Raw genomic sequence first — 25801 nt, forward strand, 5'->3', positions numbered from 1 at the left:
GCAGATCCGTTGCGATCTGTCGGGCTATGATGACAGCCTGATCAGTAGCTTACTGATCATCGCGGCAGTCAAGGCCAGCGGGATCGATCAGCCGGTGAACGTTTTCTTCGTCAAAAAATCAGCGCGGCATTCAATCTCCGATAGTGCCTGCCGAATAAGCAAATGCGATCAAGCGCGATCAGTTCCTGCCTGTAAGGAACACGCACAACACCACCAAGCTAAATACTTGCTTGGTGGCGAAGCACCAGAACTGAAAATTGCAATCCCCCAGTATCGTTGTGTCGGCAAAAGCGGCGCGGAGGTTCAAGAGCGGGACGTTGAGTTCCATGTCTGGAACCATCGCGACAAGGCCGTCATGTCTTATTTTGCCGCAATCAAAGTTCAAGTTGTGGCTGCTACACAGTGGTTATTCGCAACGATCAATTGACGTCGATAAAGGCGGCAGTCTGAGGTTGCCAAGAACATAAGTAGTGCTTCAGCACGGAGAATTATCAGTCGTTTCGCGACCGCTATCAAAAATTTCGCGATCCGAATGCTACGAGTAGCGATGCGATCTCATCGCCTTGCTGCTGCTGACTTTTGTAAATCGCCAATTTCACATGTCGATCTAATTGGCCACACAAATGATATTTGAAGCATTTTTTTGGGTTGCCCTTGTCTCTGCTATCCGAGCGATTGCCAAGAGCTATTATCGGCGGCGCGATGTGCTTTATGGACCATACATCCGACACCGACTGAGGGTCATGCGCCCTCTCGATCTTGCCGGTAGTGAGTGGCGTCATCGCTTGAGGCCTTCAGAGCCATCTCGGGTCGTAACGTCAGCTCTCGTTACGGCTAGCCCCAACCGCTTCAGCCTCGGCGCTGCCCGACCAACAGACATCACCGAACGCAAACGTCAGGTCCGAAAAGTCCCAGATCTTCGCTTCCTCTTCCGCGATGAGCTTGCTGATTAAGCACGCGGTCGTCGCCAAGTCGTCGCCTCCGAGCCAGACGCTTACGGAACAATTTGAGGTTCTCGTCATGAATGAAGTTTTCCATGATCTGCGTTCTCTGGTCCCGGCGCATCTCACATGCAGAGCGGCGCTCGTCATCATAACTTTATCCGGTTATTCGTCTTGCGCCGGTGCGGTCTCCGACTGAGACGGCGCGCGGTACCGGATGTCGCATGGAAACGTTAGATTTTTGCATCCTCCATTCGAACCCAGTTGTTTCCCCGGACACATTTCCGGGGAAGGGTCGGTTCATTCCCCTCCCGGCGCGCGCAGTGGGTGGTCGTGCGGAAAAAACAACACCAACCGCCAGCGAGGTTTTACAGTGGGTGCGAGTCCCCCGTTATGTTTCCTCCAAGAACCGGCGCTGGCACTTTTCCCGAGAGCTACCCGAAAAGTGCCAGAAGGCAAAATCGGTCAAGGATTAAAGGGCAGCATCCGCTGTGGGCACCTGCTCAATGAGCGCTTGAAGTCGAATGATGATTTCGGCTGCTCGCTTACCGTCGCTAGCGATAAAATTGAGCAGCTTTCGGACTTCCTCCAGATCTGGCGGTTCAGCGCGCAGCCAGTTTAGCCCAGCCTCTGCGCTAGTGACCGCCGCCGTCATCGCGTCGACGATCTCGTGGGCTTGGGCATTATAGGTGCGCACGAATTCCGCCGCCGCCGAGCTCTGCAATGGCACTTGGCCCTTCGCGTCGCTCACAATTCCCTCCGGCCGGAGCAAGTGTTGAACCATTAGCATGACAAATCTCCTCAACCGTAGAGGTGTTGAGTGTAGGAGACGCCCGCGCGACGGTCTCTCAAAATCGATCAGGAACCGATCACGCGGAGGCCGTAGTGGGCGGCGATCACGTCGTGTCCCTCCGCCTGAAGGGTGGGGATCAATTTGCTGAATGACGAGCCATCGGCCCAAATCCCGTGGACAAATACGATGCTCGGTTTGGTCTGCTTGGACCTAGCGCGCTCCCTTAGTGGGTATGCGATCCGGCGCTGTCGGCCCGAGGAGCCGCTCCAACGTCGATGCCAACGAGCCAACTCCTTCCAGCTAGTTCCTGTGAGTATATGCCCACGGCATGGTTATATGCTCACCTTAGAAATTCAGCTTGTCAAGGCTTGATCCCCCAAGGGAGCGAGTTTTTTGGTGCTGGTAGCCCAGCTTTCTTCCATATTTGCACTACTGGGTTCATTTTGGCCGGCCTACATTCCGCACCTGTTGCTCCAATAGAAAACATGACCACTCAGACCCTTCGGGAGGAAGCAAAACCCGCTGCGGCACTGCGGGTGCTTTTTGGATCATATGCCCTCGCTCTGGGTATTTGTTCATCTCAGGCTGCAAGTGAAAAAAGCTTGTTCCGCCGAGGCTCGCAGACCTTTGCATTTGGCGCCGAGGTCCGTCATACCCGCGTTAAGCTATTTGATATTAAAGGTCGCCCTCATAAAGTCTTTCGCGGCTTTGAGCGTTGCCTGGTAAGCGGCGTCATTATAGCCGATGTGAACGCCTTTTTCGATGCACGGGTTCTGACCATCGAAAGGCTTACCAGTCTTACTGTCAAGGATTTCGCCGTTCTCTCCCTCCTCAAGGGAGCAATTCCGTATAGTCGGTGCGTTAGGTAATGTGACCGGCGTCGCGAAATACGAAACGTCGTAAGCGTGGTAAGCGTCGGCAAATTCCGTAAGCGTGACATCCGCGCCTGCTTTCTTTAGGCGTTCGACGTAGGACCGGCAGGGCACAATTGAGACCCAATCGTCTGCAGCGCCGTGAAACAACCGTATTGGCTTGCCGGTCGTCTTAGTATCGTCGTGATAGATCAAATCGCAACCCGAGTAGAGCGCGATATGCGCCGCGAATTGGGTCGTGCTCGGGCCGTAGATTTTCCTGAACCGCTCATTGCTCGAATACAGCCCGGCACCGCCCCCGAGGGAAAATCCCATGACCGCGATCCGGGCGGGATCAACGAGCGGGTTCTCAGCGAGCAACGCAAGAGCACGATAGGAGTCCACAATCATGGTCCGTTGGCCTAACTGCGCCCTCTCGTTGATGGAGAAGGCGCCGCGACCGGCATAGGGGTCAAGGATGAACACAGCAATGCCAATACTGTTGAGCTCCTCCGCCCAACGATCGTGCGACGCGTCAGGTCCACCTACGCCGGGGACCAGGATGACGGCAGGAAGCTTATCAATCGCAGCCGGTGGTCCAGGGATTCGCAGCGCGCCAGCCACCACGGCCGGCTTGCCGTTCTGATCGCCCGTTAGGAACTGTTTCGGGGTCAGCGTAACTGTTGGAATTGAATGTATTTGCGTTCTGACGAAGGTTTCGGCACTGGCTGACTGCGTTTGCAACGCGCAGGCCGATAACATGATCGCCCAAGCTGTCGCCCCGACGAATCTTGACCTAACAACGGCTACGTTCATCATGTGGGCCTCCCTTGGTTATTGGGACAGACTAAACGTGGTCACGTGCGTCGATGCGGCGGAATAGGCCGGAAGCGCTTCATTCCGTTCGACGTCAGAATGCGCTTCACGGTGCCCCTAATTGATGGAAAGCTTAACGATGCGCCCGCCTCGCGCGCGTCGATGAGTTGCGTTTTTCGGAGATGATAGTTCGGCCGACAAAAAAGGCGGCGTGCTTCAAAAACAAATGCCTGCCGAAGGCACCCACGTTACCGACCGGACGGTGATTGCGGCATATCCCGTCGTGAAAAACTACTCTACTTTTGCGTGCTCTGTAAAGCTGCCGCCTGCGGCTGCTTTACAGCCCAATGACCTCAATTGTTTCGGGGAGAGCGCAAAAATAACGGCAGCTCTTCGTCGTCGTCCAGCCCGCTAAGCGGTTCAATCTCGGGCTCTGGAATACGTGGCTCAATCTCAGACTCTGAAATGGGTGCTTCAATCTCGGGCTCCGAAATTTTGTAAGACTTGCATTCCAAACGAGCCCATTTGAGTGCCTGAGAATAGTCCGGACAGCGGAGGATTATCTCTTGGCCCCGAACTGAAACCACGACGTCGCAAATCTTGGACGCTTTATGGCGTCGGATGAATACCTGCGGGGAAGTGAACTGCTCAATCATTTGGTGACGCCGAGCGCTGCGACCGTACAATCCGACTTGCGTCATGTCGCGGGTGGCGGCTCAATGTCCGGCGGCGTTATATCGAGCGTCGCGGCCGGTTCGTCAACTTTCGATTTAAGATCAGCCGCCTTGTCCATTAGAGCGGCGGAAATCTTGGGGTCCTTGGTTGCCTTGGCGATCCCAAACACGATCGCGGCTTGACGCACGAAGTACGGTTTGCCGATCACTGATTTTCCCCGTGGTTTCTCAGCGCGAACGCTTGACGCTGAATGGGGGAGATCGTTCCGGGCGGAATGTATAAAAGTGATCATAGCGGATTTAGGGCAACACATACACACCGGATCCCGAAACGTTTCTATGTCGCTAAGACGACATTCCGGAGTTATACGGAGTTCTCATCAACCAAAAGGACCACCACAAAAATCAAAACGGACCAGTCACTTATCCGAGGGATGGAAAGGGGCCAGCACCGAAATTGACATGGAAACAAAAAGTGAACATTCTCCCTGACGTCCCAATCTGCCGATGAGTTTGCCAGAATGTCATCAGCCCCCAACCCACAATCCGACACCGACCAGCTAGAGGCGCCCGCCGATCAGGCTGTCGCGGCCTGTGGCGGTGACGCTCGCGAGGCGGTCAAGGCGCTGATCGTCGCCAACCATTTTCTCGAAACTGATCTGGAAAAACTGAAGGCGGCGGCCTCGGTGGGCTTTCAGCTACCGGTCGACGTTGGAGAAAGCCGTTTCGAGGACATCACCGATTGGTTGCCACGTGCGGCCATCGAATTGAATTAGCCGCAGGTGTTTGATCGGCCGAAAATTCCAAGGTCCCGTGCTGATTTTGATCCCAGGTAGCAAAACGGAGCCTTGGTAGTCCTTAAGGGCCGCGGCTTGCTTCATGACGTTCTCGCGAGACAGGTCATTGCCGCACTGCTTGAGCACTTGCACCAGTGTCTCGGCGGCCGCGTAGCCGAAGACGGCGGCGCCGTCGTCTTTGCCTCCGGCCCGACTATATTTGTCAACAAATGACTGCCAGTCCTTTTTGGCTTGTTCGTCCTTCCAAGCTGGATCATTTGCATCCTTCAAGAAGGCGGCTGTCATCACGCCCACAGCATTCTCCAAGCCAGCAGGCCTTAGCGCCGTCGCAATCGATGAAGCCATATGGCTAAAAATGAACAGAGGGTGCCAATTTAACTCCGCCGCTATTTGGAGTACTTTTGCTGCGTTTTCAGGCGCTCCCGCAAATACCAAAATCTCGGCTCCTGATTGCTTCAAGATCGATACGTGCGTGTCCAGATGCTCATCTGCCATATCGTACGCGATATCGACCCTGATCATACGGGCGACGTTACCGAGCCCGTCCTCCAACCCCTTGATTATTTCCCGACCGACTTGATCGTTCTGCCAAAGAGCTACAATCCTGCTTCTAGGGTAGAACGCCTGTATATAGTTGGCGTAAATGCGCCCCTCTTCCCGAAATGAGGGCTGCCAACCCATTGTCCACGGAAACATCGATGGATCGCTCAGATGATCGTCTCCGGAGGCGATAAAAAGTTGAGGAATTTGCCTTTCATTCAAGTATGTGCGAACGGCAAAGTTGCCCGGAGTACCGAAAGAGCCGAACATCAACGAGACGTCGTCTTCTTCGATAAGACGGCGCGTAAGCTCTAGGGCGATCACCGGATTGGATTTGTCATCATATGAGATAAACTGCACCTTACGGCCGCTAATCCCGCCGCGCTCGTTGATCATCTCAAAATACGCTGCTTCGGCTTTCCCAATCGCCCCGAAGACCTCCAAATTTCCACTATAGGGCATGAGATTGCCGATACGAATTTCAGTGTCGGTCACGCCATGTACGCGCACTCGCTCGGAGATCGCGCTCAATGAAGTGAGTGCCAAGACAATCGCGACGAGCTTTAGGACCCACGTTTGCATCGGATCAACTCAATTACAAAAGCCCATCGCTTGCTGACGATGGGATAGTTGGGCTCGCGCGCGACGATCGGTGACGCACAGCGCTGCACCGCCACGAAGCATGATGAACTCACGCCGCCGTATGTGCCTCCCGCAAGATCACCCTTGTTCAATACGTAAAGCCTAGCACTTTGCTGCCGGGCAACGAATGAAAAATGGTCACAAACGATGTCAAAAAGCTGAACAGACTCAATGTCCGGTAATGGGATGGTCCGGCCGTGCTCCTGTCCTTCCAGCAATAGAATGCTGGGAAGGGGCGGCCCGAGCATAACAAACCAGGCAAGGCTGACGTGCGAACATCCATCCTTCGAGACGCGGCCAAGGGGCCGCTCCCGCCGCGATAACGGCGAAGCCGTTACGCGGGGATGAGGTCCGAGATATACTCACGACTCCGCAGGATGAGGATTTCCCGAATCAATCCTTCCTGAACACGATCGAGGCGATCCAGCCGGTCATCAGCGCCATGCAGGCGGTGACTAGGCCATAGATCAGGCCGTTCTGGCGCGCGGTGGTGGCGACGAACTGTTCGAATCCCACCTTGACGATTTCGAACGCGGTGTCGGTCTTGGTCACCAGCGCGCCGTCGGAAAACAGCTTGATCTCGACGTCATAGGTGCCGATCGGCACTTCGGCCGGAAGCGGGATGCCGGTGCGAAACAGCGTCGGCGTCAGGAAGGTGACCGCGCTTGTATCCTCGCGGTAGAGGCCGTGTTCGCGGCGCAGTCGCACGAAGGCGCTGCGGAACGCGTCGTTGGGCACCACGTCGGCGTAATCGGGCCCGACGCGCTGGGTCAGCAGCACATTGTTGAGGCCGAGCTGCTGGCGCCGTTCGACCTCGGGCGACGCGATGGCGTCGAACGGCCGGTTGGCAAACAGCGCGAGATAGGTCGGCACCTGCAGGAATTGCCGGTAGTCGGTGTTGATCCAGATGCCGAATTTGCGTTCCTTGCGGCGCGTCACCATGTCCGCGCGCGGCCCGCTCACGGTCACCACGAGATCGTAGGCGTTGCGGGTCGCGGGCGTCGCGGCGTCCTTCTCGACCGAGCCGAACAGCACCAGCTCTTCGCCGGAATAATTCGGCGTCACCGTGACCCGGTGGTTGGACACCGACACGATCAGCCGCTCCGCGCGCGCCGGCGGTGCCGGCAAAAGCGCGCCCAGCACCAGCGCGGCGACGACGGCAGCGAGTGAGGCGCGCCCGCTCATCCGGCGCCTCCGGTTTCCCGGATGGTGAAGAGATCGTCGGGCCGGATCACGAGCTCGATCGCAAAGCGGATTCCGACCGCGAGCACCAACAGTCCCAGCAACAGCCGCAGATGTTCGCCGCGGATCTTCTGGCCGGCGCGGGCGCCGAACTGCGCGCCGGTGACACCGCCGACCATCAGGATCAGCGCCAGCACGGCGTCGACCAGATGGTTGGTGACGGCGTGCAACAGGGTGGCGAACAGCATGGTGACCAGCGTCAGCACCATCGAGGTGCCGATCACGGTCGCAGTTGGCACCCGCAACAGATAGATCATGATCGGGACCAGGATGAAGCCGCCGCCGACGCCCATCACCGCGCCGATAAAGCCGATGATGGTGCCGACCACGATCACCGGAATCACCGACAGATAGATCTTGGAGCGCTTGAAGCGCATCTTCAGCGGCAGGCCATGAATCCAGCCATGGCTTCCCGAGCGGCGCAACGGCACCGCCACGCCGCGGCGAACGCGCAACAGCGCGCGCAGCCCCTCCCAGAACATCAGTCCGCCGACGCTGCTCAGAAGCACCACATAGGACAGCGCGATCATCAGGTCGAGCTGGCCGAGCGAGCGCAACAGCGTGAAGGTCCAGACGCCGAGCATGGTGCCAACGGTGCCGCCGCTCAGCAGCACCATGGCCAGCGCCGGATCGATGGCGCGGCGGCGCCAGTAGGACAGCGCGCCGGAAAACGACGAGGCCGCGATGTGGCTAGCGACGGAGGCGACCGCGACCGCGGGCGCGATGCCGATGAAGATCAGGAGCGGCGTCATCAGAAACCCGCCGCCGATCCCGAACATGCCCGACACGAAACCCACCGCCGCGCCCATCGCCAGGATGAGGAAAACGTTGACCGGCAGGTCGGCGATCGGGAGGTACAGCTGCACGCGCGTCCGCTTTTTTTGATTGAGCCGTGCGCCCGGCCGGGACCGCGTTCGGCTTGGTGCTAAAAATCGAACAAGTGGGATTCGGTTTGCACGACAAGCGCGCGCGAACGCGGATCGACACCCCCTGCATAACCGAATTCGCTTCCGGGAGGGACTAAAGAATCCGCTGCCAGCGGGCTATTTTGACGCGGCCCGCCGCGCAGCTTCGGATGGGGTGAATAATTCAGATTAACGAGCCAGATCAACGTGTCTGGCTCAAGGCGTCCGGGCAGGCTCAGTGACGAGCTTCATCGCCGCGGCTTCCCTGACGCCGAGCCAGCGGATGTCGCTGGTTTCGGACATGGCCTCCACCACCGAAGAGGAGACCCCCATCCTGGTCATATAGCTCAGGACCACTCCCGTGGTCCGCTGGGTCTCGGCGACGGGGTCGTGCCCGGGCACGGATGTCACAAACCGATGGACCCCGAGCTTCGAGCCTTCGATGCCGTAACGGCTCTTGCCGCCGGCGTAGACCAGTACGCAGGCGCTCGCGCAATAGGAAGGCCTGACCTGGCCGGAGCCGTCGACGACGCCGACGGCGGTGTCCAATCCGCGCGAGCGAATGATTTCGCCGATGATCATGGCCTGGTTCAGATCGCCGCCCGGAGAGGACATCACTATGGTGTCGCCGGGTGCGAGATGGGCTTCATCGAGCCTGTCGCGGAACCAGCCTGCGGCGGCGGCGCCGATCTTCCCCCTGATGAACAAGGCCGGCCGGCCGCGGCCTTCACCATCGATGTCGGCATTTGCAACCGGCGATGACGTCATGCTCGGGGCGAAATACTGATCTCTCCAATAGGCCCAGGCCTCCGGCCTCGACAGGTCCCGGTAGGCGCGGATGCCGATGCCGCTCGCCACGAGCATAAAGAGCACGGCCGACCACAGAGGCCGCCTGCTTCGGGTGGGTCGGGGTGGCGGCGCCGCGGGCGGCCCGGCCGGCCTGCGCGGCGGTGCGACCCGGGGCCCGGTCGGGGACCTCTGGAATTCGCCGCTTCCGTCCTGACGATCATCGAAAGACAAATGATCCTCTCGGCAACTCGAGTTGTCCCGGACGTCGAGCCTCCGGGCGCGCGCAGTCAATGACGAGCCTGTCTATGCGGCATTGTCGAGGAGGAATATGACGGCGATACCGCCGGATGCGTCAATGGGCGGAGGCGGTTCGCTTGGTCGCAACCGGCTTGGCCGCGGGCTTGACGGGTTTACCCTGGACCTGTGCCGGCCCCGGCGCCGCGTCCCATCCGCCGGCCGGACTTGCCACGTTGATGGCGTCGTCGGGCTGGGGTTCGGCCGTGAAGGTCTGGAGCGCCAGCTTGGCCGCGGCCAGCGATTGAGGATCGAGCCGCTTGGCGACATCGTCGCGTTTGCGCGCGGCATCCGCATCGCCCTGCGCCGCCGCCAGGCTGAACCATTTGAAGGATTCGGCGAGGTTCTGTTCGACCCCGATGCCACGGGCATAGAGGATGCCGAGGTTGAACTGGCTGTCGGCGACGCCGCGATCGGCGGCCTTGCGGAACCATTGCGAGGCGCTCTTGTAGTTGGCGCCATTGCCGCCGCCATCGGCGTCAAGCACGGCCAGATTGTGCATCGCCTTGGCGTTGCCGCGCTCGGCGGCCTGCAGGTAATAACGCCGCGCGATATCGATGTCCTTCTTCACACTCAGGCCCTTCTCGTAGAAAGTCCCGAGCCTGAAGATCGCCGGCACTACGCGGGCCTGGGCCGCGCGGTCGTACCATTTGGCGGCTTCGTCGAAATTCTGCGCCACGCCCTTGCCTTCGGCGAAACGCACGCCGACCTCGTAGGCCGCGGTGGGATCGCCCTTCAACGCGGCCGCGCGCAGCATTGGACCGCCGATGCCATCCGGCAAGTTCTCGCTCGGCGGGACCTGCACCTGACCGAGCTTTCGGCCGGCCGAGGACGGCTGCGCAGCCGGGATCGCGCCGGTGATATCGTTGGACGTGACCGGCGAGCCCGGGCTTTGCGGGATCGCGACCGAGGCGCCGTCGGGGCTGCTCGGCGCGGCGCTGTTGAGCGATTGCCGGCCGATCGGGGTCGGCGAAGTCATCGAGGGCGTCACCGGATCCGGCACCACCGGCCTGGCGCTGTCTTCCGCGGGCGGCTGCGCCGCGGCCGGTGACTCGCTCGAATGCTCGATCGCGGCAGTCGGCGGCGCGCTGCCGCCATCGAGCAGCGACATCCCCAACTTGAAGGTGCCAAGCACGATCACGACCACGCTCGCGGCGACCAGAAGCGAGCGGATCTTGGAGGTGATCGTCGATCCCTCCTTGGCCTTGTCGCCGGCGGTGGTCCTGATCGAGCCTCGGCCGGCCTTGCCGTCAGCGGGTTGCGCGGCCGCGGCGGCCTGCGCGGCGCGGCGGGCGGCGGCGATGAAGCTCGAGGTGCTGACCTTTTCGCCGCTCTTCAGGGCGGCGGCCGGAATCTCGCTGATGGCGCTTTCGGAAGCTGCGATGCGCTCCGACGGCGACGCGGTGCGGCCGGTCGGCCGAGTACCCGGTTCGAGCGGATGGTCGGGCGGCAGGCTCGGCTCGATCGGGGTGCGCGTCTGCGTGTGCGGCTCGAGGATCTCGCTGATGGCGCGCGGCGCCGCGATGGTCACGGCCGGTACCGGCGGTGGCGCGGCCTGGAATTCGCGGGGCGCCGCGGTGAAGTGTTCCTGTGCCGCGGCGGGGTTGGGCAATTCGGGTTTGGGCTGCGGCGGCGGTGCGACGCGAGCGGCGGCTGCCTGCGGGGCGGCTGCTTCCGGCGGGGGTGCGGTGGGCTGGGTGCGGACCGCGCGCAGGTCGCCTTCGATCATCGCCAGCCGGTCGACTACATGGCCGAGCGTATTGTGGACGGCCTCGAGCGAATCCTGGGTGTGGCGGCCTGTTTCCGTCTGGCTGAAGCGGATGTCGGACAATTCGCGCTTGACGAGATCGATCAGGCCCTTGTCAGCGGGCTCGGCTGCGTCGCGGCTGCTCTGCGCCAGCGCGGAGACGGTCGTATTCTGGTTTTCCAGATGGCGCAGAATGTCATGCAGCCCGTCCTCGACCCGTCCGAGGTCGACCGAGGGGCGCTGATCGGCCAGGGCTTCCAGCCGCTCGAGCAGATAGGACACGCGCTGCTCAAGATGGGCGAAGGCGGAGGCGTTGTCGGTGCCGACCGGCAGGCGGTCGATGCGGTCGGACAGCGCCCGCAGCGCGCCTTCGATCTGGTCGGTGTTTTCGGCCGGCGCCGGGCGTTCGCGGCTTTCCAGCGTCGAGGTCAGCGCCGCGATGCGCTGTTCGAGGATCGCGAAGGAATCGCTGTTGTCGCCGGCGCGGGACAGATGGTCGACCTTGGACGACAGCGTGTGTACGTCGTCGCTGAGCCGGGCCAGCGCGTCGTTGGAAGCGACATTGGAAACGATGGCGCGAAGTGCTGCGATGGCGCCTTCGAGCTGCTGCACCGTGGAGGGATCGTCATTGCTGCGCAGGATCAGGTCGAGTTTGGTGCCGAGATTGCGGATCGCCTCGTCATAGCCGGCCAGTTGCTCCGCCGGCATCAGCGAACGCAGCACTTCGCGAATTTCGCTCAACGCCCGTTCGATGCCGGAAAGCGCGTTGGCGTCGATGCCGTTCTGGCGGGTCTCGTCGATGCGGCGGGACAGCGAGCGGATTTCGTTTTCGATCGATTCGATCGCCCGGCGCGGCATCGCCTCGGTGATGGCCTGGCGGATCTCCGTGAGTTCGCTGCGGAACGCGGCGATCGATTGCTCGATCCCGTCGGGGCGCTGCAGCGCCTCGATCTGGCTGGTGATCTTGAGCAGATGGCGTTCGAGCGAGGAAAAATCCGGGCTCGGAGGCGCTGCCGGTGCCATCGGGGCCGGTGCCATCGGGGCCGGCGCCATCGCGGGCGCCATCAGGGGTGCAATCGGCGGCGCGCTGCGCGGCGGCATCTGTCGCGGCGCCGGCGCATCGAGCTCATTCTGGCGCGCGGCGATTTCCGCGATCGCGAAATCGAACGAGGCCGGGCTGAGCGGCGGCGAGGGACGATAGACCTGGGCGGCGGCGCGCTCGACCATCTCGGTCTGGCGCTGCTTGTCCTGGGGGGCCTGCCGCGGCGGTTGCGGGTTCGAGATCTGCGACAGCCGCGCGTCGAGGCGCGAGATCGCGTCGTTCAACTGCCTGGCGACGCCCTGCTCGCTGCGGGGGGCGGCGTCGTTGCGCGGCGCGTCGCCGCGCGGCATTTCGTTGCGCAGAGTATCGCTGCGCGGCATATCGCTGCGCGGTCTGGGTTGCGAAATCTGTTCGATCTGGCGGGTGATCGAATCCAGCCGCTGATGGATATCGGCGACATCGCGGCTTTCCTGGCTCGGCACCACGAAGTGCTGCTCGGGGGGGCTGCGGAAATTCGGAGGCGCGGAATCGCCGATGGTGGAATTGAGCCAGTCGTTCAGCGACATGCCGGCGCGCCGCGCGGCGGCCTCGGCCCTCTCGCGGACGGACGGATCGATGCCTTCAACACTCCACGATACGCGCGAATTCATGCTTCCGTCCGGTTCCAGACTTCGGCGCTCCACCTGCGCCTTCAGCCTCCCCGCGCGTCCCGCTCGAAAGACAAGCGGAATCCGCGCAGGTCGTCTGCCTCAGATCCTGACTTTTTCCCCTTACGGTAAATAACGGGTTAAGGATTTGAGTTGCCGAGAAGTAAAGTTGGCGAGGCGCCGAATCGACGGCATTCCGGCCCGGGCAATACGCCGGCCCCGCGCCGTCCTAATTCGTCAGGATGCGTCGGCTCGTCCGTTGTTGTCGCGCTGGCTCTCGTCGAGCGGCACGACATTCGTCCGACTGGCGGCGGACAAGGCATCGAGCGCCTCTTCGCACCACTCCGCCACCAGACGCTCGTGGCGCAGCCCGATGCGAAGGCCGAGCAGTTTGCCGGTGTCGGCGGGCGAGGCGGCGCCATGAGGAAAAAGTTTGTTGAGGATGCGTTCGTAGCGGGCGGAACGGTCGCGGTGGTATTCCTGCCGCGCCATCAGGTCGGCGCGCAAGGGTTCGATGTCGATACTGTCGAGCGCGCATAGCCGCACCAGCAGATCGTCCTTGATCGACGGCGGGATGCTCGGCTTCGCCGCCCAGTGCTTCAGCGCAGCCCGGCCCTCGCCGGTGAGCGTATAGACCAGCTTGTTGGGCTTGCCCGACTGCACGACTTCGCGGCCCTGGACATGGCCACGGTCCCGCAGCCGCGAGAGTTCGCGGTAGATCTGCTGATGATTGGCTTTCCAGAAGAACCCGATCGACGAATCGAACGTCTTGGCAAGCTCATAGCCCGTCATCGGACGTTCGGTCAGGCAGGCAAGGATTGCGTCACCCAGCGCCACGACGCGGCCTCCTCTTGCGAAGCTCCATCCTTGACTTTATGCATAAAGGCGCATATGCGTCAATGTGCATATCGTTTTGACCGATGACTGCCCCTGCACCCGTCCGAACGCGTTTTCAGCCACACGAGACGTCCGATGAGCATGACCGGCCTCGACAAATGGTACGGCTACATGAAGTCCCATGACCGTGCGGCGCTGTGGGATCTGCTGCATCCGGACGCGGTGTTCGAAAGCCCCGTCGTTCACACGCCGCAACGCGGCCGCGACATCACCTTCAAATATCTGTCGAGCGCGGAAAAGGTGCTGGGCGGTCCGGGCTTCGCCTATGTCGGCGAATGGCGCAGCGCGACCGGCGCGGTGCTCGAGTTCGAAAAAGCAATCGACGGCATCACCATCAACGGCGTCGACATCATCACCTTCAGCGACGACGGCCGCATCACGCATTTCAAGGTGATGGTGCGTCCGCTCAAGGCGATCAACCTGCTGCATCGGCTGATGGGCGAGCAATTGGCGATGACGCAAGGCGATACCGGCGGCGCAAGGTCGCAGCCGCCGACGTGATACCGAACTGACTTAAGGAATGCGTCGGACCGCCGGAACCGGTTAAGGTCCATTTCAGGAACTGAGTAATTGCTGCGCTGGATGAACTCCCCTAAAGGAGCCGCCAGCCAGCCGGGAGGACATCATGCCAATTTACAAAGCCCCAGTCGAAGACGTGAATTTCCTGCTCAACGACGTGTTTCAGATCGACCGCTACGACAATCTTCCCGGCTTCAGCGATGCCTCCGCCGACGTGCGGGAGGCGATTTTGGGCGAGGCCGCCAAACTCGCTGAGGAAGTGCTGCAGCCACTCAATCGCACCGGCGATCTCGAAGGCTGCACCCGGCATGACGACGGTAGCGTGACGACGCCGAAAGGCTTCAAGGAAGCCTACAAGCAGGTCGCCGAAGGCGGCTGGCTGGGCTTGTCCGCGCCGGCGGAATATGGCGGGCAGGGCCTGCCGGTGACGCTGAGCCAGGCGGTCAACGAATTCCAGTGCTCGGCCAACATGGCGTTTTCGATGTATGGCGGCCTGACCATGGGTGCCACCGCCGCGCTGATGGTGCATGGCAAGCCCGAACAGAAGAAGATGTTCGTGCCGAAGATGGTGGCCGGCGAATGGACCGGCACCATGAACCTCACCGAGCCGCAATGCGGCACGGATCTCGGCCTGTTGCGCACCAAGGCGGCCAAGCAGGCCGACGGCAGCTACAAAATTACCGGCACCAAGATCTTCATCTCCGCCGGCGAGCACGATCTGGCAGACAACATCATCCATCTGGTGCTGGCCCGCATCGAGGGCGCGCCCGCCGGTATCAAGGGTGTGTCGCTGTTTGTCGTTCCGAAAATCCTGGTCAATGCCGACGGTTCGCTGGGCGCCCGCAACGGCGTCACCTGTGGCTCGATCGAGCACAAGATGGGCATCCACGGCAATTCGACCTGCGTGATGAATTATGACGGCGCCACCGGCTGGCTGATCGGTGAGGAAAGCAAGGGCATGCAGGGCATGTTCGTGATGATGAACGAGGCCCGGCTCGGCGTTGCGGTGCAGGGACTGGCGCAGTCCGAAGTCGCTTACCAGAACGCGGTGGCCTATGCCCGCGACCGCCTGCAGGGCCGCTCGCTGTCGGGGCCGAAGGCGCCGGACAAGCCGGCCGATCCGATCATCGTGCATCCCGATGTCCGCCGCACGCTGCTCACCATCCGCGCCTTCAACGAGGCGGCGCGCGCCATGGTGGTGTGGACGGCGCTGAAGAGCGACGTCGCCCACCGCTCCAGCGATCCCAAGGACCGCCAGGAGGCCGACGATCACATGGGCCTGATGACGCCGGTCATGAAGGGCGTTCTCACCGATGTCGGATTTTCCAATGCGGTGCTGGCGCAGCAGATGTATGGCGGGCACGGTTACATCGCCGAACAGGGCATGGAGCAGTTCGTGCGCGACGCCCGCATCGCCATGATCTATGAGGGCGCCAACGGTATCCAGGCGCTGGATCTGGTCGGCCGCAAGCTGCCGCGCGACGGCGGCCGGGCGGTGATGGCTTTCTTCGGCGAGGTCGCGGGCTTCGCCAAGGAGCACGGCGGCGACGAGGCGATGAAGCCCTATGTCGCGCCGATGAGCGCCGCACTCGGTCATCTGCAGCAGGCGACCACCTGGCTGATGCAGAATGCGATGATGAAGCCCGACAATGCCGGTGCCGCCGCCACCGATTACATGCAGCTGTTCGGCCTCGTCACCTTCGCCTATATGTGGGCGCGGATGGCGAAAGTCGCAGTGGACAAGATTGCAGGCAGCGGCGCCACGCCCTATCTGACCACCAAGCTCGTGACCGGCCGTTTCTTCATGGAGCGCATGCTGCCGGAAACGACGGTTCACCTCGCGCGCATCCAGACCGGATGCGCGACCACCATGGAATTGGCCGCGGAAGCGTTCTGATCGGAGAAATTCTTCTTCAAGGCCCGAAAACCAACCCGCGACATCTTCGCCAATCCGCCTATATATTATGATCCTCATACCAGGAGGGCGTCATGCCTGAGGCATTCATCTACGATCACGTTCGCACCCCGCGCGGCCGCGGCAAGCCCGATGGCGCGCTGCATGAGGTGACCGCGGTGGCGCTGGCCACCGCACCGCTGAGGGCGCTGAAGGAGCGCAACAATCTGGCCGAAGACGTGGTCGACGACGTCATCCTCGGCGTGGTCGATCCGGTCGGCGAGGCCGGCTCCGACATCGCGCGCTTCGCGGCCATGAACGCCGGCCTCGGCGAAGCCGTCCCCGGCATCCAGATCAGCCGCTTCTGCGCGTCGGGCCTGGATGCCGTGAATTTCGCCGCGGCCCAGATCATGAGCGGCCAGCATGAACTCACCATCGGCGGCGGCGCCGAATCGATGAGCCGCGTCGGCATCGGCGCCTCCGGCGGCGCCTGGCCGATGGATCCCTCGATCGCGGTGCCGACCTATTTCATGCCGCAGGGCGTCTCCGCCGACCTGATCGCGACCAAATACGGCTTCTCGCGCGACGACGTCGACGCCTATGCGGTGCAGAGCCAGCAGCGCGCGGCGAAGGCCTGGGACGAGGGCCGCTTCAAGAATTCGGTCGTCCCGGTCAAGGACGTCAACGGGCTGACCATCCTGGCCAAGGACGAGCATATGCGCCCGACCACGACCATGCAGTCGCTCGGCCAGTTGCAGCCGTCCTTCGTGGCGATGGGACAGATGGGCGGCTTCGATGCGGTGGCGATCCAGTCGCATCCGGAAATCGAGCGCATCAACTACGTCCATCACGCCGGCAATTCCTCGGGAATCGTCGACGGCGCCGGCGCGGTGCTGCTCGGCAGCCAAGCAGCCGGCAAGAAACACGGCCTGAAGGCGCGCGCGAAGATCCGCGCCTTCGCCAATATCGGCTCGGAGCCGGCGATGATGCTGACCGGCCCGGTCGACGTCACCGAAAAGCTGTTCGAGCGTTCGGGCATGAAGAAATCGGACATCGATCTGTTCGAGCTCAACGAAGCCTTCGCCTCGGTGGTGCTGCGCTACATGCAGGCCTTCGACATCGACCCCGCCCAGATCAACGTCAATGGCGGCGCGATCGCGCTCGGCCATCCCTTGGGTGCGACAGGTGCGATGATCCTCGGCACCGTGCTCGACGAACTCGAGCGCACCAACAAGTCGACCGCCCTGATCACGCTGTGCATCGGCGGCGGCATGGGCACCGCGACCATCATCGAGCGGGTTTAACGCGCAGAGCCGTAGGGTGGGTTAGCCGAAGGCGTAACCCGCCGACATCGCAGCATTGGGAATGGTGGGTTACGCTTCGCTAACCCACCCTACGATTTCAGAGACAACCGCCGCGCCCAGGGGCTGTCGGCATCGAGGGAGCGACCAACATGGCCTTCAAGAATTTCAAGCTGGAAACCGATGCCGACGGCATCGTGCTGGTGACCTGGGACACCCCGGGCCGCTCGATGAACGTGCTCGACGAAACCTCCGTCACCGAGCTCGAGGAAATCGTGAAGCAGACCTCCGCCGACGCCGCGGTGAAGGGCGTCGTCATCACCTCGGGCAAGGAAGCTCTATGCGCGGGCGCCGATCTGTCGATGCTCGAGGGTATGAGCCATCAGTACGCCGATATGTTGAAAGCCAAGGGCGAAGTCGCCGCCAACCAGGTGCTGTTCGATCAGAGCCGCAGGTTCTCGCAGGTGTTCCGCAATATCGAAACCTCGGGCAAGCCTTGGGCCGCCGCGATCAACGGCCTGGCGCTGGGCGGCGGTTTTGAACTGACGCTGGCCTGCCACTACCGCGTCGCCGCGCAGAATCCCAAAACGCGCCTTGGCCTTCCCGAGATCAAGGTCGGGCTTTTCCCCGGCGCCGGCGGCACCCAGCGCGTGCCGCGCATCGTGCAGCCGCAGGACGCCATGCAACTCCTGCTCAAGGGCGAGGCGATCAATCTCGACAAGGCCAAGGCGCTGAAGCTGGTCGACACCATCGTTCCCGCCACCGACCTGATCAAGGCGGCAAAAGACTGGATCAAGGGCGGCGGCAAGGCGGTGGCACCCTGGGATGAGAAGGGTTTCAAGCTGCCGGGCGGTCCGGTGTTTTCCAAGGCCGGCATGATGATGTTCCCGGCCGGCAACGCGATCTATCGCCGCGAGACCTACGACAATTATCCGGCGGCGCGCGCCATCATGAGCTGCGTCTATGAAGGCCTGCAATTGCCGATCGACGCCGCTTTGCGCGTCGAATCGCGTTACTTCACCCAGATCCTGCGCTCCAAGGAAGCGGCCGCGATGATCCGCAGCCTGTTCCTGTCGATGCAGGAACTGAACAAGGGTGCGCGGCGCCCGCCAAATGTGCCGCCGACGAAGGTGAAAAAGCTTGCCGTCATCGGCGCCGGCTTCATGGGCGCCAGCGTCGGCTATGTCTCGGCGCGCGCCGGCATCGACGTGGTCCTGATCGACCGCGACCAGGAAAGCGCCGACAAGGGCAAGGGTCACGCCGCATCCGTGATCGACGATCTCATCAAGAAGGGCCGCGCCAAGGAAACCGATCGTGAGACGATCCTCGGCCGCATCAGCGCGACCGCCGATTACACCGTGCTGAAGGACTGTGACCTCGTCATCGAAGCGGTGTTCGAGGATCGCAAGGTCAAGGCCGAGACCTACGCCAAGGCGCAGCCACTGCTGAAGGGCGACGCGATCTTTGCCTCCAACACCTCGACACTGCCGATCAATTCGCTGGCGGAAGAATTCAAGGACCAGGGCAAGTTCATCGGCATCCACTTCTTCTCGCCGGTCGAGAAGATGATGCTGGTGGAAATCATCGTCGGCAAGAACACCAATGACACGGCGCTCGCCACCGCGCTCGATTACGTGCGCCTGATCGGCAAGACGCCGATCGTGGTCAATGATTCCCGCGGCTTCTTCGCCAACCGCTGCGTCATGCGCTATATCGCCGAAGGCACGGAGATGTTCCTTGAAGGCGTGCCGCCGGCGATGATCGAGAACGTCGCCAAGATGGCCGGCATGCCGGTCGGACCGCTGTCGCTGTCGGACGAAGTCGCGCTCGATCTCGGCCTGAAGATCATGAGGGCGACCGAAGCCGACCTCGGCCCGAACGCCATCAACCAGGACCAGAAGAAGCTGATGGTAGAGATGGTGGAAAAACAGGGCCGGTTCGGTCGCAAGAACAGCAAGGGATTCTACGATTATCCGGAGAAGGGCAAGGGTCAGAAGAGCCTGTGGGCGGGACTGGCGGGCCTGCAGCCGGAGCATCTCGACCCGGATACCCTCGACATCGAGGAACTGAAGCAGCGCTTTCTGGTCGTGCAGGCGGTGGAAGCCGCGCGCACCGTCGAGGATCACGTCATCACCGACATGCGCGAGGCCGATGTCGGCTCGATCCTCGGCTTCGGCTTCGCACCGTTCACCGGCGGCACGCTGTCCTATATCGACTTCATGGGCACCAAGAAGTTCGTCGATCTCTGCCACAGACTGGAAGCCAAATACGGCTCGCGCTTCACCCCGCCAAAACTGCTCGAGGAAATGGCCGCCAAGGGCGAGACCTTCTACGGCCGCTTCCCGCCGAAGAAGCTCGCCGCGGCGTAGGGTCTTTATCCGTCATTCCGGGATGGTGCGTTAGCACCAGACCTCAGATGCGCAATTGCGCATCGGGGAATCTCGAGATTCTCCGATGTGCAATTGCACATCGTAGTTCGATGCTTCGCATCGCCCCGGAATGACGACTACAAGAAAGGGCCGGATCATCGATCCGGCCCTTTTGTCTATCGCTACCTGCAAAACCTCACGCCGCCTTCATCAGGCCTTCCCTGGTGAGTGCTTGCTGCACCGTCGGCCGCGCCGCGACGCGGTCCTTGTAGGCCATCAGGTTCTTCAGGCCGGAGAGGTCCAGTTTGTTTCCGTCGGCCCACCGCAGCATGGTGTAGAGATAGCCGTCGGCGACCGTGAACTGCTTGCCCATCAGGTAGTCGCGGCCGGCAAGCTGGCTGTCGGCATGTTTGAATTTGCCCATGATGCGGTCCTTGAAGAAGTTCTTCACCTCGTCAGGGATCGCCGGATTGAACAGCGGGCTGAAATTCTTGTGAAGCTCGCCTGTGATGAAGTTGAGCCACTCCAGCAGTTTGTAGCGCTCGGCGCTGTCGCGGGCGGGCGCGAGGTTCTTGGCCGCCACCTGGTCGGCGATTATCTGCACGATAACCGGGCCTTCGGTGACGAGTTCGCCCGAGTCCAGCGCCAGCGCCGGCACCTGGCCCTTGGGATTGATCTTGAGGTAGTCGTCGCCGTTCTCGAGCTTCTTGGCCTTGAGATCGACCTTGACCAGATCGTAGGGCAGGCCGGCTTCGCACAGCGCGATATGGGGAGAAAGCGAACAGGCTCCAGGCGAATAATAAAGTTTCATTGGCATTTTCCTTCCCTTGGACTATTTGGCTATGGGCGCTTGAGCCCGGCCGGTCCTGAGCGGACCAGAACCGATCAGGCTCCAAATCTCGATTTCGTTACGTTTTCTTCATGCGAAGCGGTATCCGCTGCGCTCGAAAACGCCAACGGATGACTAAATGCATCTGCATGAAATAGTCAAGATTGATGCAGCTGCATTTAGTAGGCTACACTGTATGCGTTATCTACGGGCCGGGACATGAAACGCAAACCATCGACCGAGGCGACCGCCGCCTGGATCCGCCTGATGCGGGTCCAGAGCCGGGTGCTGGACTGCGTCGAGCAGGATTTGAAGAAGGCCGGCTTTCCACCGCTCGCCTGGTATGACGCGCTGCTCGAGCTGTCGCGCGCGCCGTCCGGCGAGATGCGCCCGGTCGAGCTGGAAAAGCAGATGCTGATCCCGCAATACTCGACCTCGCGGCTGATCGACCGGCTGGTCGATGAAGGACTGGCGGCGCGGCGTGAATGCAAGATCGACAAGCGCGGCCAGTTCGTCGAAATCACCGAGGCCGGGCGCGAACTGCAGAAGAAGATGTGGGGCGCGTATTCGGCCGCGATCGAAAAGCACGTTGGCTCGAAACTGTGCGATGCAGACGCCGCCAAGCTCTGCGGCCTGCTCGACCGGCTGGGCTGCTCTTGCGGCGAGACGCAGGCGCTCGCCGCCAGAGACGGCGCGCCCGCCCGATGATATTATTTGTACTTCTCGCATCCGCGGACCGGTCGGTTCGGGGATACTCCCGACACCGCGCGCATTCCGTCGAAGCGCCTTTCAACCGGAATTTTCATGGCGCGTGACCAGATCGATATGACGCCGCTGCAATCGCGCGCCGAATTGGTGGCGTGGCTGGAAGCGGGCGTGAAGCCGCCTTCCGAGTTTCGGATCGGCACCGAACACGAGAAGACGCCCTTCACCCTCGAGGGCCATCGTCCCGTGCCTTACCAGGGCGCGCGCGGCATCGGCGCGCTGCTCGAAGGCATGCAGCTCCTGCTCGGCTGGGAGCCGATCATGGAGCGCGGCAACATCATCGGGCTCTACGACGTCACCGGCGGCGGCGCGATCTCGCTGGAGCCCGGCGGGCAGTTCGAATTGTCCGGCGCGCCGGTCGAGAACGTGCACCAGACCCAGTCCGAGCTGATGGCGCATCTGGCGCAGGTACGCGAGATCGCCAGTCCGCTCGGCATCGGCTTTCTCGGGCTCGGCATGACGCCGTCATGGTCGCGGGCGCAGATCCCGATGATGCCCAAGGGCCGCTACAAGATCATGACCGACTACATGCCGAAGGTCGGCCAATACGGCCTCGACATGATGTACCGGACCTGCACGGTGCAGACCAATCTCGACTTCTCCTCCGAAGCCGACATGGTCAAGAAGCTCAGGGTATCGGTGGCGCTGCAGCCGGTGGCGACCGCCCTGTTTGCCAATTCGCCGTTCACCGAAGGCAAACCCAACGGCTTCCTGTCGTTCCGCTCCGAGATCTGGCGCGATACCGACAACGGCCGCGCGGGGATGATCCCCTGGGCGTTCGAGGACGGCATGGGGTTCGAGCGCTGGGTCGATTACGCGCTCGACGTTCCCATGTACTTCGTCAAGCGCGGCGATCAATATATCGACGTCGCCGGATCGTCGTTCCGGGCTTTTTTTGAGGGCAGGAATAACTCGCTTCCCGGCGAGCGCCCGACGCTGTCGGACTGGGCCAACCATCTCTCCACGATCTTCCCCGAGGTGCGGCTGAAGCGCTATCTGGAGATGCGCGGCGCCGACGGCGTCCCGTGGGATAGGCTGCCGGCGCTGCCGGCGTTCTGGGTCGGCCTGCTCTACGACGATGTCAGCCTGGATGCCGCCTGGGACATCGCCAAGCACTGGAATGCGCATGAGCGCCAGGCCCTACGGGACGATGTGCCCCGCCTCGGCTTCAAGGCCAGGATCAGGGATCGCTATTTGTTCGAGATCGCCAAGGAATGCCTGGCGCTGGCCCATTCCGGCCTGCGCCGGCGCGGTCGCGCCGATCATCTCGGTCGCGACGAAAGCCGTCATCTCCAGCCGCTGGAGCGGATCATCGATTCCGGGCGGACGCCGGCCGAGGAGATGCTGGAGAAATTCCACGGCGCCTGGCATGGCTCGGTGGAACCGGCCTACGACGAATACGCGTTCTGACCGGCATCTGCGCCGACGAGATCGTGGTCCGATTGAACCGGTACCCACCCATCGGGTCGTAGCCCCAGGGCATGCTTTTCCGGATCATGCTTTGCGGGCCTTTTGAGAGCCGCCGGCCGGGCGCCGTTCATCCGCCGTACAGGTTCGTGGCGATCAAATGGCCATCCGCGCGAGCGGGGCGACTAATTAATTGAAAGCAATCGCGAATGTGGGGAGGCCGCCTGCTCAGAGCGTGTTTGGCGACCCTCGCCGTGCTGGCGGCCGTTACCGCCGCGCGACCGGCGCTGGCGCAGGCCAATTTCGATCGTCCCGGCAGTGATTATCTCAGCTTGCCGGTGCCCTCGGGCGACCCGGCGGATTGCGCGCTGGTGTGCGAGCGCGACCGCCGCTGCCGGGCCTGGAGCTTCAATTACCCGACCGATGTCGCCGGCGGTGCCCTGTGCTGGCTGAAGAACAGCGTGCCGCCGCGCGTTCAGGATGATTGCTGCGTCTCGGGCGTGCGCGGCGCCGGCGTGGTGGAGCTGCGCAATGGCGGGGTGGAAACCTCGATCGACCGGCTCGGCGGCGATTACCGCAATTTCAGCCTGAAGCCCGGCGAGAGCAGCGAGGCCTGCAAGGCGGCCTGTACCGACGACAACAAATGCCGCGCCTGGACGTTTGCCCGCCCGGGCTATGTCGGCAAGGAAGCGCATTGCTTTCTGAAGAAGGAGATAAAGCCGCCGCGGCGCAAGGCCGGGTTTATCTCGGGGGTGGTGCGGTAGGATCGTTCGTATAGTGGGCAAAGCGAAGCACGCCCACCGACCAACGCAACCGGAGTTTAAACATCCGGAGGTGGGCACGGCGCAGACGCGCCTTTGCCCACCCTGCGATCTGCTACGATTCAATGCACCGACGTGAAGAACCGCGACAGACGAAAACCGGACAGCCAGGTCGAGACCGGCTGGTGGCGGATGCCGAGATCCCAGGAGGCGACCACGGCGTCGGCGCGGCCGACCAAATCGTCCATCGGCAGCATGCCGACGCCGCCGTCGCGCACGGGCACGCGGCTGTCGGCGGAATTGTCGCGGTTGTCGCCCATCACGAACAGCCGGCCCGGCGGCACCGTGATTTCGGCCGTGTTGTCGAGTCGGCCGTTGTCGCGCAGCTTCAAGATCTGGTGACTGACGCCGCCCGGCAGGGTTTCGACGAAGCGGTAGGCCGGCTCGACGCTGCCGTTGTCATCCTCGGCCTGGCCGACGCCGTCGGGCTTCAATTGCGCCGGCTGGTCGTTGATGAAGAGCTGGCCCTGCCGCATCTGGATGCGGTCGCCGGGCAGGCCCACGACGCGCTTGACCCAGGCCTGCGAGCGGTCGCCCGGCCAGCGGAACACCACGACGTCGCCGCGCTTCGGCGTCTCGCCGAACACCCGCCCGGTCTCGGGCAGATTGATCTGGATCGGCAGCGACGCGGTCGAATAACCATAGGCGTATTTCGACGCCAGCAAGGCATCACCGATCTGCAGCGTCGGCTCCATCGAGCCCGACGGCACGTAGAAGGGTTCGGCGAGCGCGCCCTTGGCGAGGAACACCGCCAGCACGATGCCGGCGAGCTGCACGAACTGCCCGCGCCAGGTTGAGGTCTTCGGCACGATGGTTTCGTTGTTGATGCTCATGCGCCGGTACCTCCGACCGTAATCCGCTCCATCCGCAGCGTCGGCTGGCCGACGCCGACCGGCACACCCTGGCCGTTCTTGCCGCAGGTGCCGATGCCGGTGTCGAGCGCGAGATCGTTGCCGACCATGGTGATGCGATGCAGATCGGTCGGGCCATTGCCGATCAGCATCGCGCCCTTCAGCGGTGCGCCGATCTTGCCGTTCTCGATCTTGTACGCCTCGGTGCACTGGAACACGTATTTGCCCGAGGTGATGTCGACCTGGCCGCCGCCGAAATTGGCGGCATAGATGCCGTTCTTGACCGACGCTAGAATTTCCGCCGGATCGCTTCGGCCCGCCAGCATGTAGGTATTGGTCATGCGCGGCATCGGCACATGGGCGTAGCCCTGGCGGCGGCCGTTGCCGGTCGGCTTCATGTTCATCAGCCGGGCGTTCTGGCGGTCCTGCATGTAGCCGACGAGGACACCGTCCTCGATCAGCACCGTGCGGTTGGTCGGGGTACCCTCGTCATCGATCGACAGCGAGCCGCGGCGCGAGGCCATGGTGCCGTCATCGACCACGGTGACGCCCTTGGCCGCGACCTGCTGGCCCATCAAGCCAGCGAAAGCAGAGGTCTTCTTGCGGTTGAAATCGCCCTCCAACCCATGGCCGACGGCCTCATGCAGCATCACGCCGGGCCACCCGGCGCCCAGCACCACATCCATCTCGCCGGCGGGCGCGGGCACGGATTCCAGATTGACCATGGCCTCGCGGATCGCGCCGTCGGCGGCCTCGCGCCATGCCTTGGTCTCGATGAAGCGCGCATAGCCCTCCCGGCCGCCATAGCCCTTGCTGCCGCTTTCCTGCCGGTCGCCTTGTCCGGCGACCACCGAAATATTGACCCGCACCAAAGGGCGGATGTCGCGATAGCTTTCGCCGTCGGGGCGCAGGATTTCCACCACCTGCCAGGTCGCGCCGAGGCTGACCGTGACCTGCCGCACCCGCGGATCCTTGTCGCGGACATAGGCGTCGATCTCGGCGAGTAGCTTTATCTTGGATTCGAAGCCCGGCGCATCGAGCGGATTCTCGTCGCCGTAGAGCCGTACGTTGGTGCGCGCGGGCGCAGCCGCGAAATTCCCGCTATAGCCGCCACGGACGGCCGCGACCGCATCCGCGGCGCGGATCAGCGCCGGCAGCGAGACGTCGGATGAATGCGCGTAGCCGACCCCGTCGTCCTTCACCGCGCGCAGCCCGAAACCTTGGGACGTATCGTAAGTGGCCTGCTTCAGCCGGCCATTGTCGAACATCAGCGCTTCGGTCTGGCTGTATTCCAGGAACAACTCGCCGTCGTCGGCGCCTTGCAGCCCCCGCCCGATCTGGTGGCGCACGGAATCGCGATCGAGGTTGGCGCGGTCGAGCAGGGAGGCGGTAGGGGTCATGGGGTTCCGGTCCGTTGTCGGGGAGCTA

21 protein-coding genes are annotated in these 25801 nt (G+C 62.4%); 8 read left to right on the forward strand and 13 right to left on the reverse strand.

Annotation, left to right across the window (positions count from 1 at the left end; all coding sequences use genetic code 11):
• Positions 1-94: 94 nt before the first annotated feature.
• Positions 95-427 carry a hypothetical protein gene (locus B5525_RS43860; protein WP_154073201.1) on the forward strand — a complete coding sequence of 111 codons (333 nt, stop codon included), beginning with the start codon at positions 95-97 and terminating at the stop codon, positions 425-427.
• A gap of 391 nt (positions 428-818) precedes the next feature.
• Here the strand turns inward: B5525_RS43860 and B5525_RS45335 are convergent, their stop codons facing one another.
• From B5525_RS45335 to B5525_RS13925, 10 genes are all read right to left on the reverse strand, one after another.
• A complete protein-coding gene (locus B5525_RS45335; protein ID WP_172899774.1) occupies positions 819-971 on the reverse strand; it encodes a hypothetical protein in 153 nt (50 codons plus the stop codon).
• A gap of 442 nt (positions 972-1413) precedes the next feature.
• Complete coding sequence (locus tag B5525_RS13870) at positions 1414-1692, reverse strand: hypothetical protein (protein ID WP_154073202.1); 279 nt, start codon at positions 1690-1692, stop codon at positions 1414-1416.
• A gap of 707 nt (positions 1693-2399) precedes the next feature.
• Positions 2400-3404: a dienelactone hydrolase family protein gene (locus B5525_RS13880; RefSeq protein ID WP_079566509.1), complete on the reverse strand. Its 1005-nt coding sequence runs from the start codon at positions 3402-3404 to the stop codon at positions 2400-2402.
• Positions 3405-4098: 694 nt separating this feature from the next.
• Positions 4099-4284 carry a hypothetical protein gene (locus tag B5525_RS13890; protein WP_079566511.1) on the reverse strand — a complete coding sequence of 62 codons (186 nt, stop codon included), beginning with the start codon at positions 4282-4284 and terminating at the stop codon, positions 4099-4101.
• Between the two features lie 489 nt (positions 4285-4773).
• Positions 4774-5994 (reverse strand): ABC transporter substrate-binding protein, encoded by a 1221-nt coding sequence (locus tag B5525_RS13900; RefSeq protein ID WP_079566513.1) that lies wholly within the window; start codon positions 5992-5994, stop codon positions 4774-4776.
• 453 nt (positions 5995-6447) lie between these two features.
• Positions 6448-7239: a TIGR02186 family protein gene (locus tag B5525_RS13905; RefSeq protein ID WP_079566514.1), complete on the reverse strand. Its 792-nt coding sequence runs from the start codon at positions 7237-7239 to the stop codon at positions 6448-6450.
• The gene (locus tag B5525_RS13910; RefSeq protein ID WP_079566515.1) at positions 7236-8162 is read right to left on the reverse strand and encodes a sulfite exporter TauE/SafE family protein; all 927 of its coding nucleotides are present in this window, start codon (positions 8160-8162) and stop codon (positions 7236-7238) included. Before B5525_RS13910 ends, B5525_RS13905 begins: the two co-directional genes overlap by 4 nt.
• 255 nt (positions 8163-8417) lie before the next feature.
• Complete coding sequence (locus tag B5525_RS13915; protein ID WP_079566516.1) at positions 8418-9221, reverse strand: hypothetical protein; 804 nt, start codon at positions 9219-9221, stop codon at positions 8418-8420.
• Between the two features lie 121 nt (positions 9222-9342).
• Positions 9343-12723, reverse strand: a complete 3381-nt coding sequence (locus B5525_RS13920) for a tetratricopeptide repeat protein (RefSeq protein WP_079566517.1) — start codon at positions 12721-12723, stop codon at positions 9343-9345.
• Positions 12724-12957: 234 nt separating this feature from the next.
• Positions 12958-13557 carry a PadR family transcriptional regulator gene (locus B5525_RS13925; protein WP_079566518.1) on the reverse strand — a complete coding sequence of 200 codons (600 nt, stop codon included), beginning with the start codon at positions 13555-13557 and terminating at the stop codon, positions 12958-12960.
• A gap of 135 nt (positions 13558-13692) precedes the next feature.
• Between B5525_RS13925 and B5525_RS13930 the strand changes: the two genes are divergently transcribed.
• From B5525_RS13930 to B5525_RS13945, 4 genes are all read left to right on the forward strand, one after another.
• Entirely contained in the window at positions 13693-14118 is a 426-nt protein-coding gene (locus B5525_RS13930) for a nuclear transport factor 2 family protein (RefSeq protein WP_172899870.1), read from the forward strand.
• A 124-nt stretch (positions 14119-14242) separates the two neighbouring features.
• The gene (locus tag B5525_RS13935; protein ID WP_079566519.1) at positions 14243-16033 is read left to right on the forward strand and encodes an acyl-CoA dehydrogenase C-terminal domain-containing protein; all 1791 of its coding nucleotides are present in this window, start codon (positions 14243-14245) and stop codon (positions 16031-16033) included.
• A gap of 92 nt (positions 16034-16125) precedes the next feature.
• Positions 16126-17334, forward strand: coding sequence for an acetyl-CoA C-acetyltransferase (locus B5525_RS13940; RefSeq protein WP_079566520.1), 1209 nt, complete (start codon positions 16126-16128; stop codon positions 17332-17334).
• Between the two features lie 149 nt (positions 17335-17483).
• Positions 17484-19700: an FAD-dependent oxidoreductase gene (locus B5525_RS13945; protein ID WP_079566521.1), complete on the forward strand. Its 2217-nt coding sequence runs from the start codon at positions 17484-17486 to the stop codon at positions 19698-19700.
• A gap of 196 nt (positions 19701-19896) precedes the next feature.
• Here the strand turns inward: B5525_RS13945 and gstA are convergent, their stop codons facing one another.
• The gene (gstA, locus tag B5525_RS13950; protein ID WP_079566522.1) at positions 19897-20511 is read right to left on the reverse strand and encodes a glutathione transferase GstA; all 615 of its coding nucleotides are present in this window, start codon (positions 20509-20511) and stop codon (positions 19897-19899) included.
• 237 nt (positions 20512-20748) lie between these two features.
• Here gstA and B5525_RS13955 point away from each other — a divergent pair, with 237 nt between their 5' ends.
• The 3 genes from B5525_RS13955 to B5525_RS13965 all read left to right on the forward strand — a co-directional run bounded on the left by B5525_RS13955 (position 20749) and on the right by B5525_RS13965 (position 23465).
• The gene (locus B5525_RS13955) at positions 20749-21237 is read left to right on the forward strand and encodes a MarR family winged helix-turn-helix transcriptional regulator (protein ID WP_079566523.1); all 489 of its coding nucleotides are present in this window, start codon (positions 20749-20751) and stop codon (positions 21235-21237) included.
• Positions 21238-21333: 96 nt separating this feature from the next.
• Positions 21334-22704, forward strand: coding sequence for a glutamate--cysteine ligase (locus B5525_RS13960; RefSeq protein ID WP_079573343.1), 1371 nt, complete (start codon positions 21334-21336; stop codon positions 22702-22704).
• 236 nt (positions 22705-22940) lie between these two features.
• Positions 22941-23465 carry a PAN domain-containing protein gene (locus B5525_RS13965; RefSeq protein WP_154073203.1) on the forward strand — a complete coding sequence of 175 codons (525 nt, stop codon included), beginning with the start codon at positions 22941-22943 and terminating at the stop codon, positions 23463-23465.
• 119 nt (positions 23466-23584) lie between these two features.
• On the opposite strand, the gene lepB is transcribed toward B5525_RS13965, so the two are convergent.
• Together lepB and tldD are read right to left on the reverse strand one after the other, a co-directional pair.
• Positions 23585-24355: a signal peptidase I gene (lepB, locus tag B5525_RS13970; protein ID WP_079566525.1), complete on the reverse strand. Its 771-nt coding sequence runs from the start codon at positions 24353-24355 to the stop codon at positions 23585-23587.
• Positions 24352-25773 (reverse strand): metalloprotease TldD, encoded by a 1422-nt coding sequence (gene tldD, locus B5525_RS13975; protein ID WP_079566526.1) that lies wholly within the window; start codon positions 25771-25773, stop codon positions 24352-24354. The genes lepB and tldD overlap by 4 nt, the downstream gene beginning before the upstream one ends.
• Positions 25774-25801 lie beyond the last annotated feature (28 nt).

The organism is Bradyrhizobium erythrophlei, assembly GCF_900129505.1.
GTDB lineage: Bacteria > Pseudomonadota > Alphaproteobacteria > Rhizobiales > Xanthobacteraceae > Bradyrhizobium > Bradyrhizobium erythrophlei_D.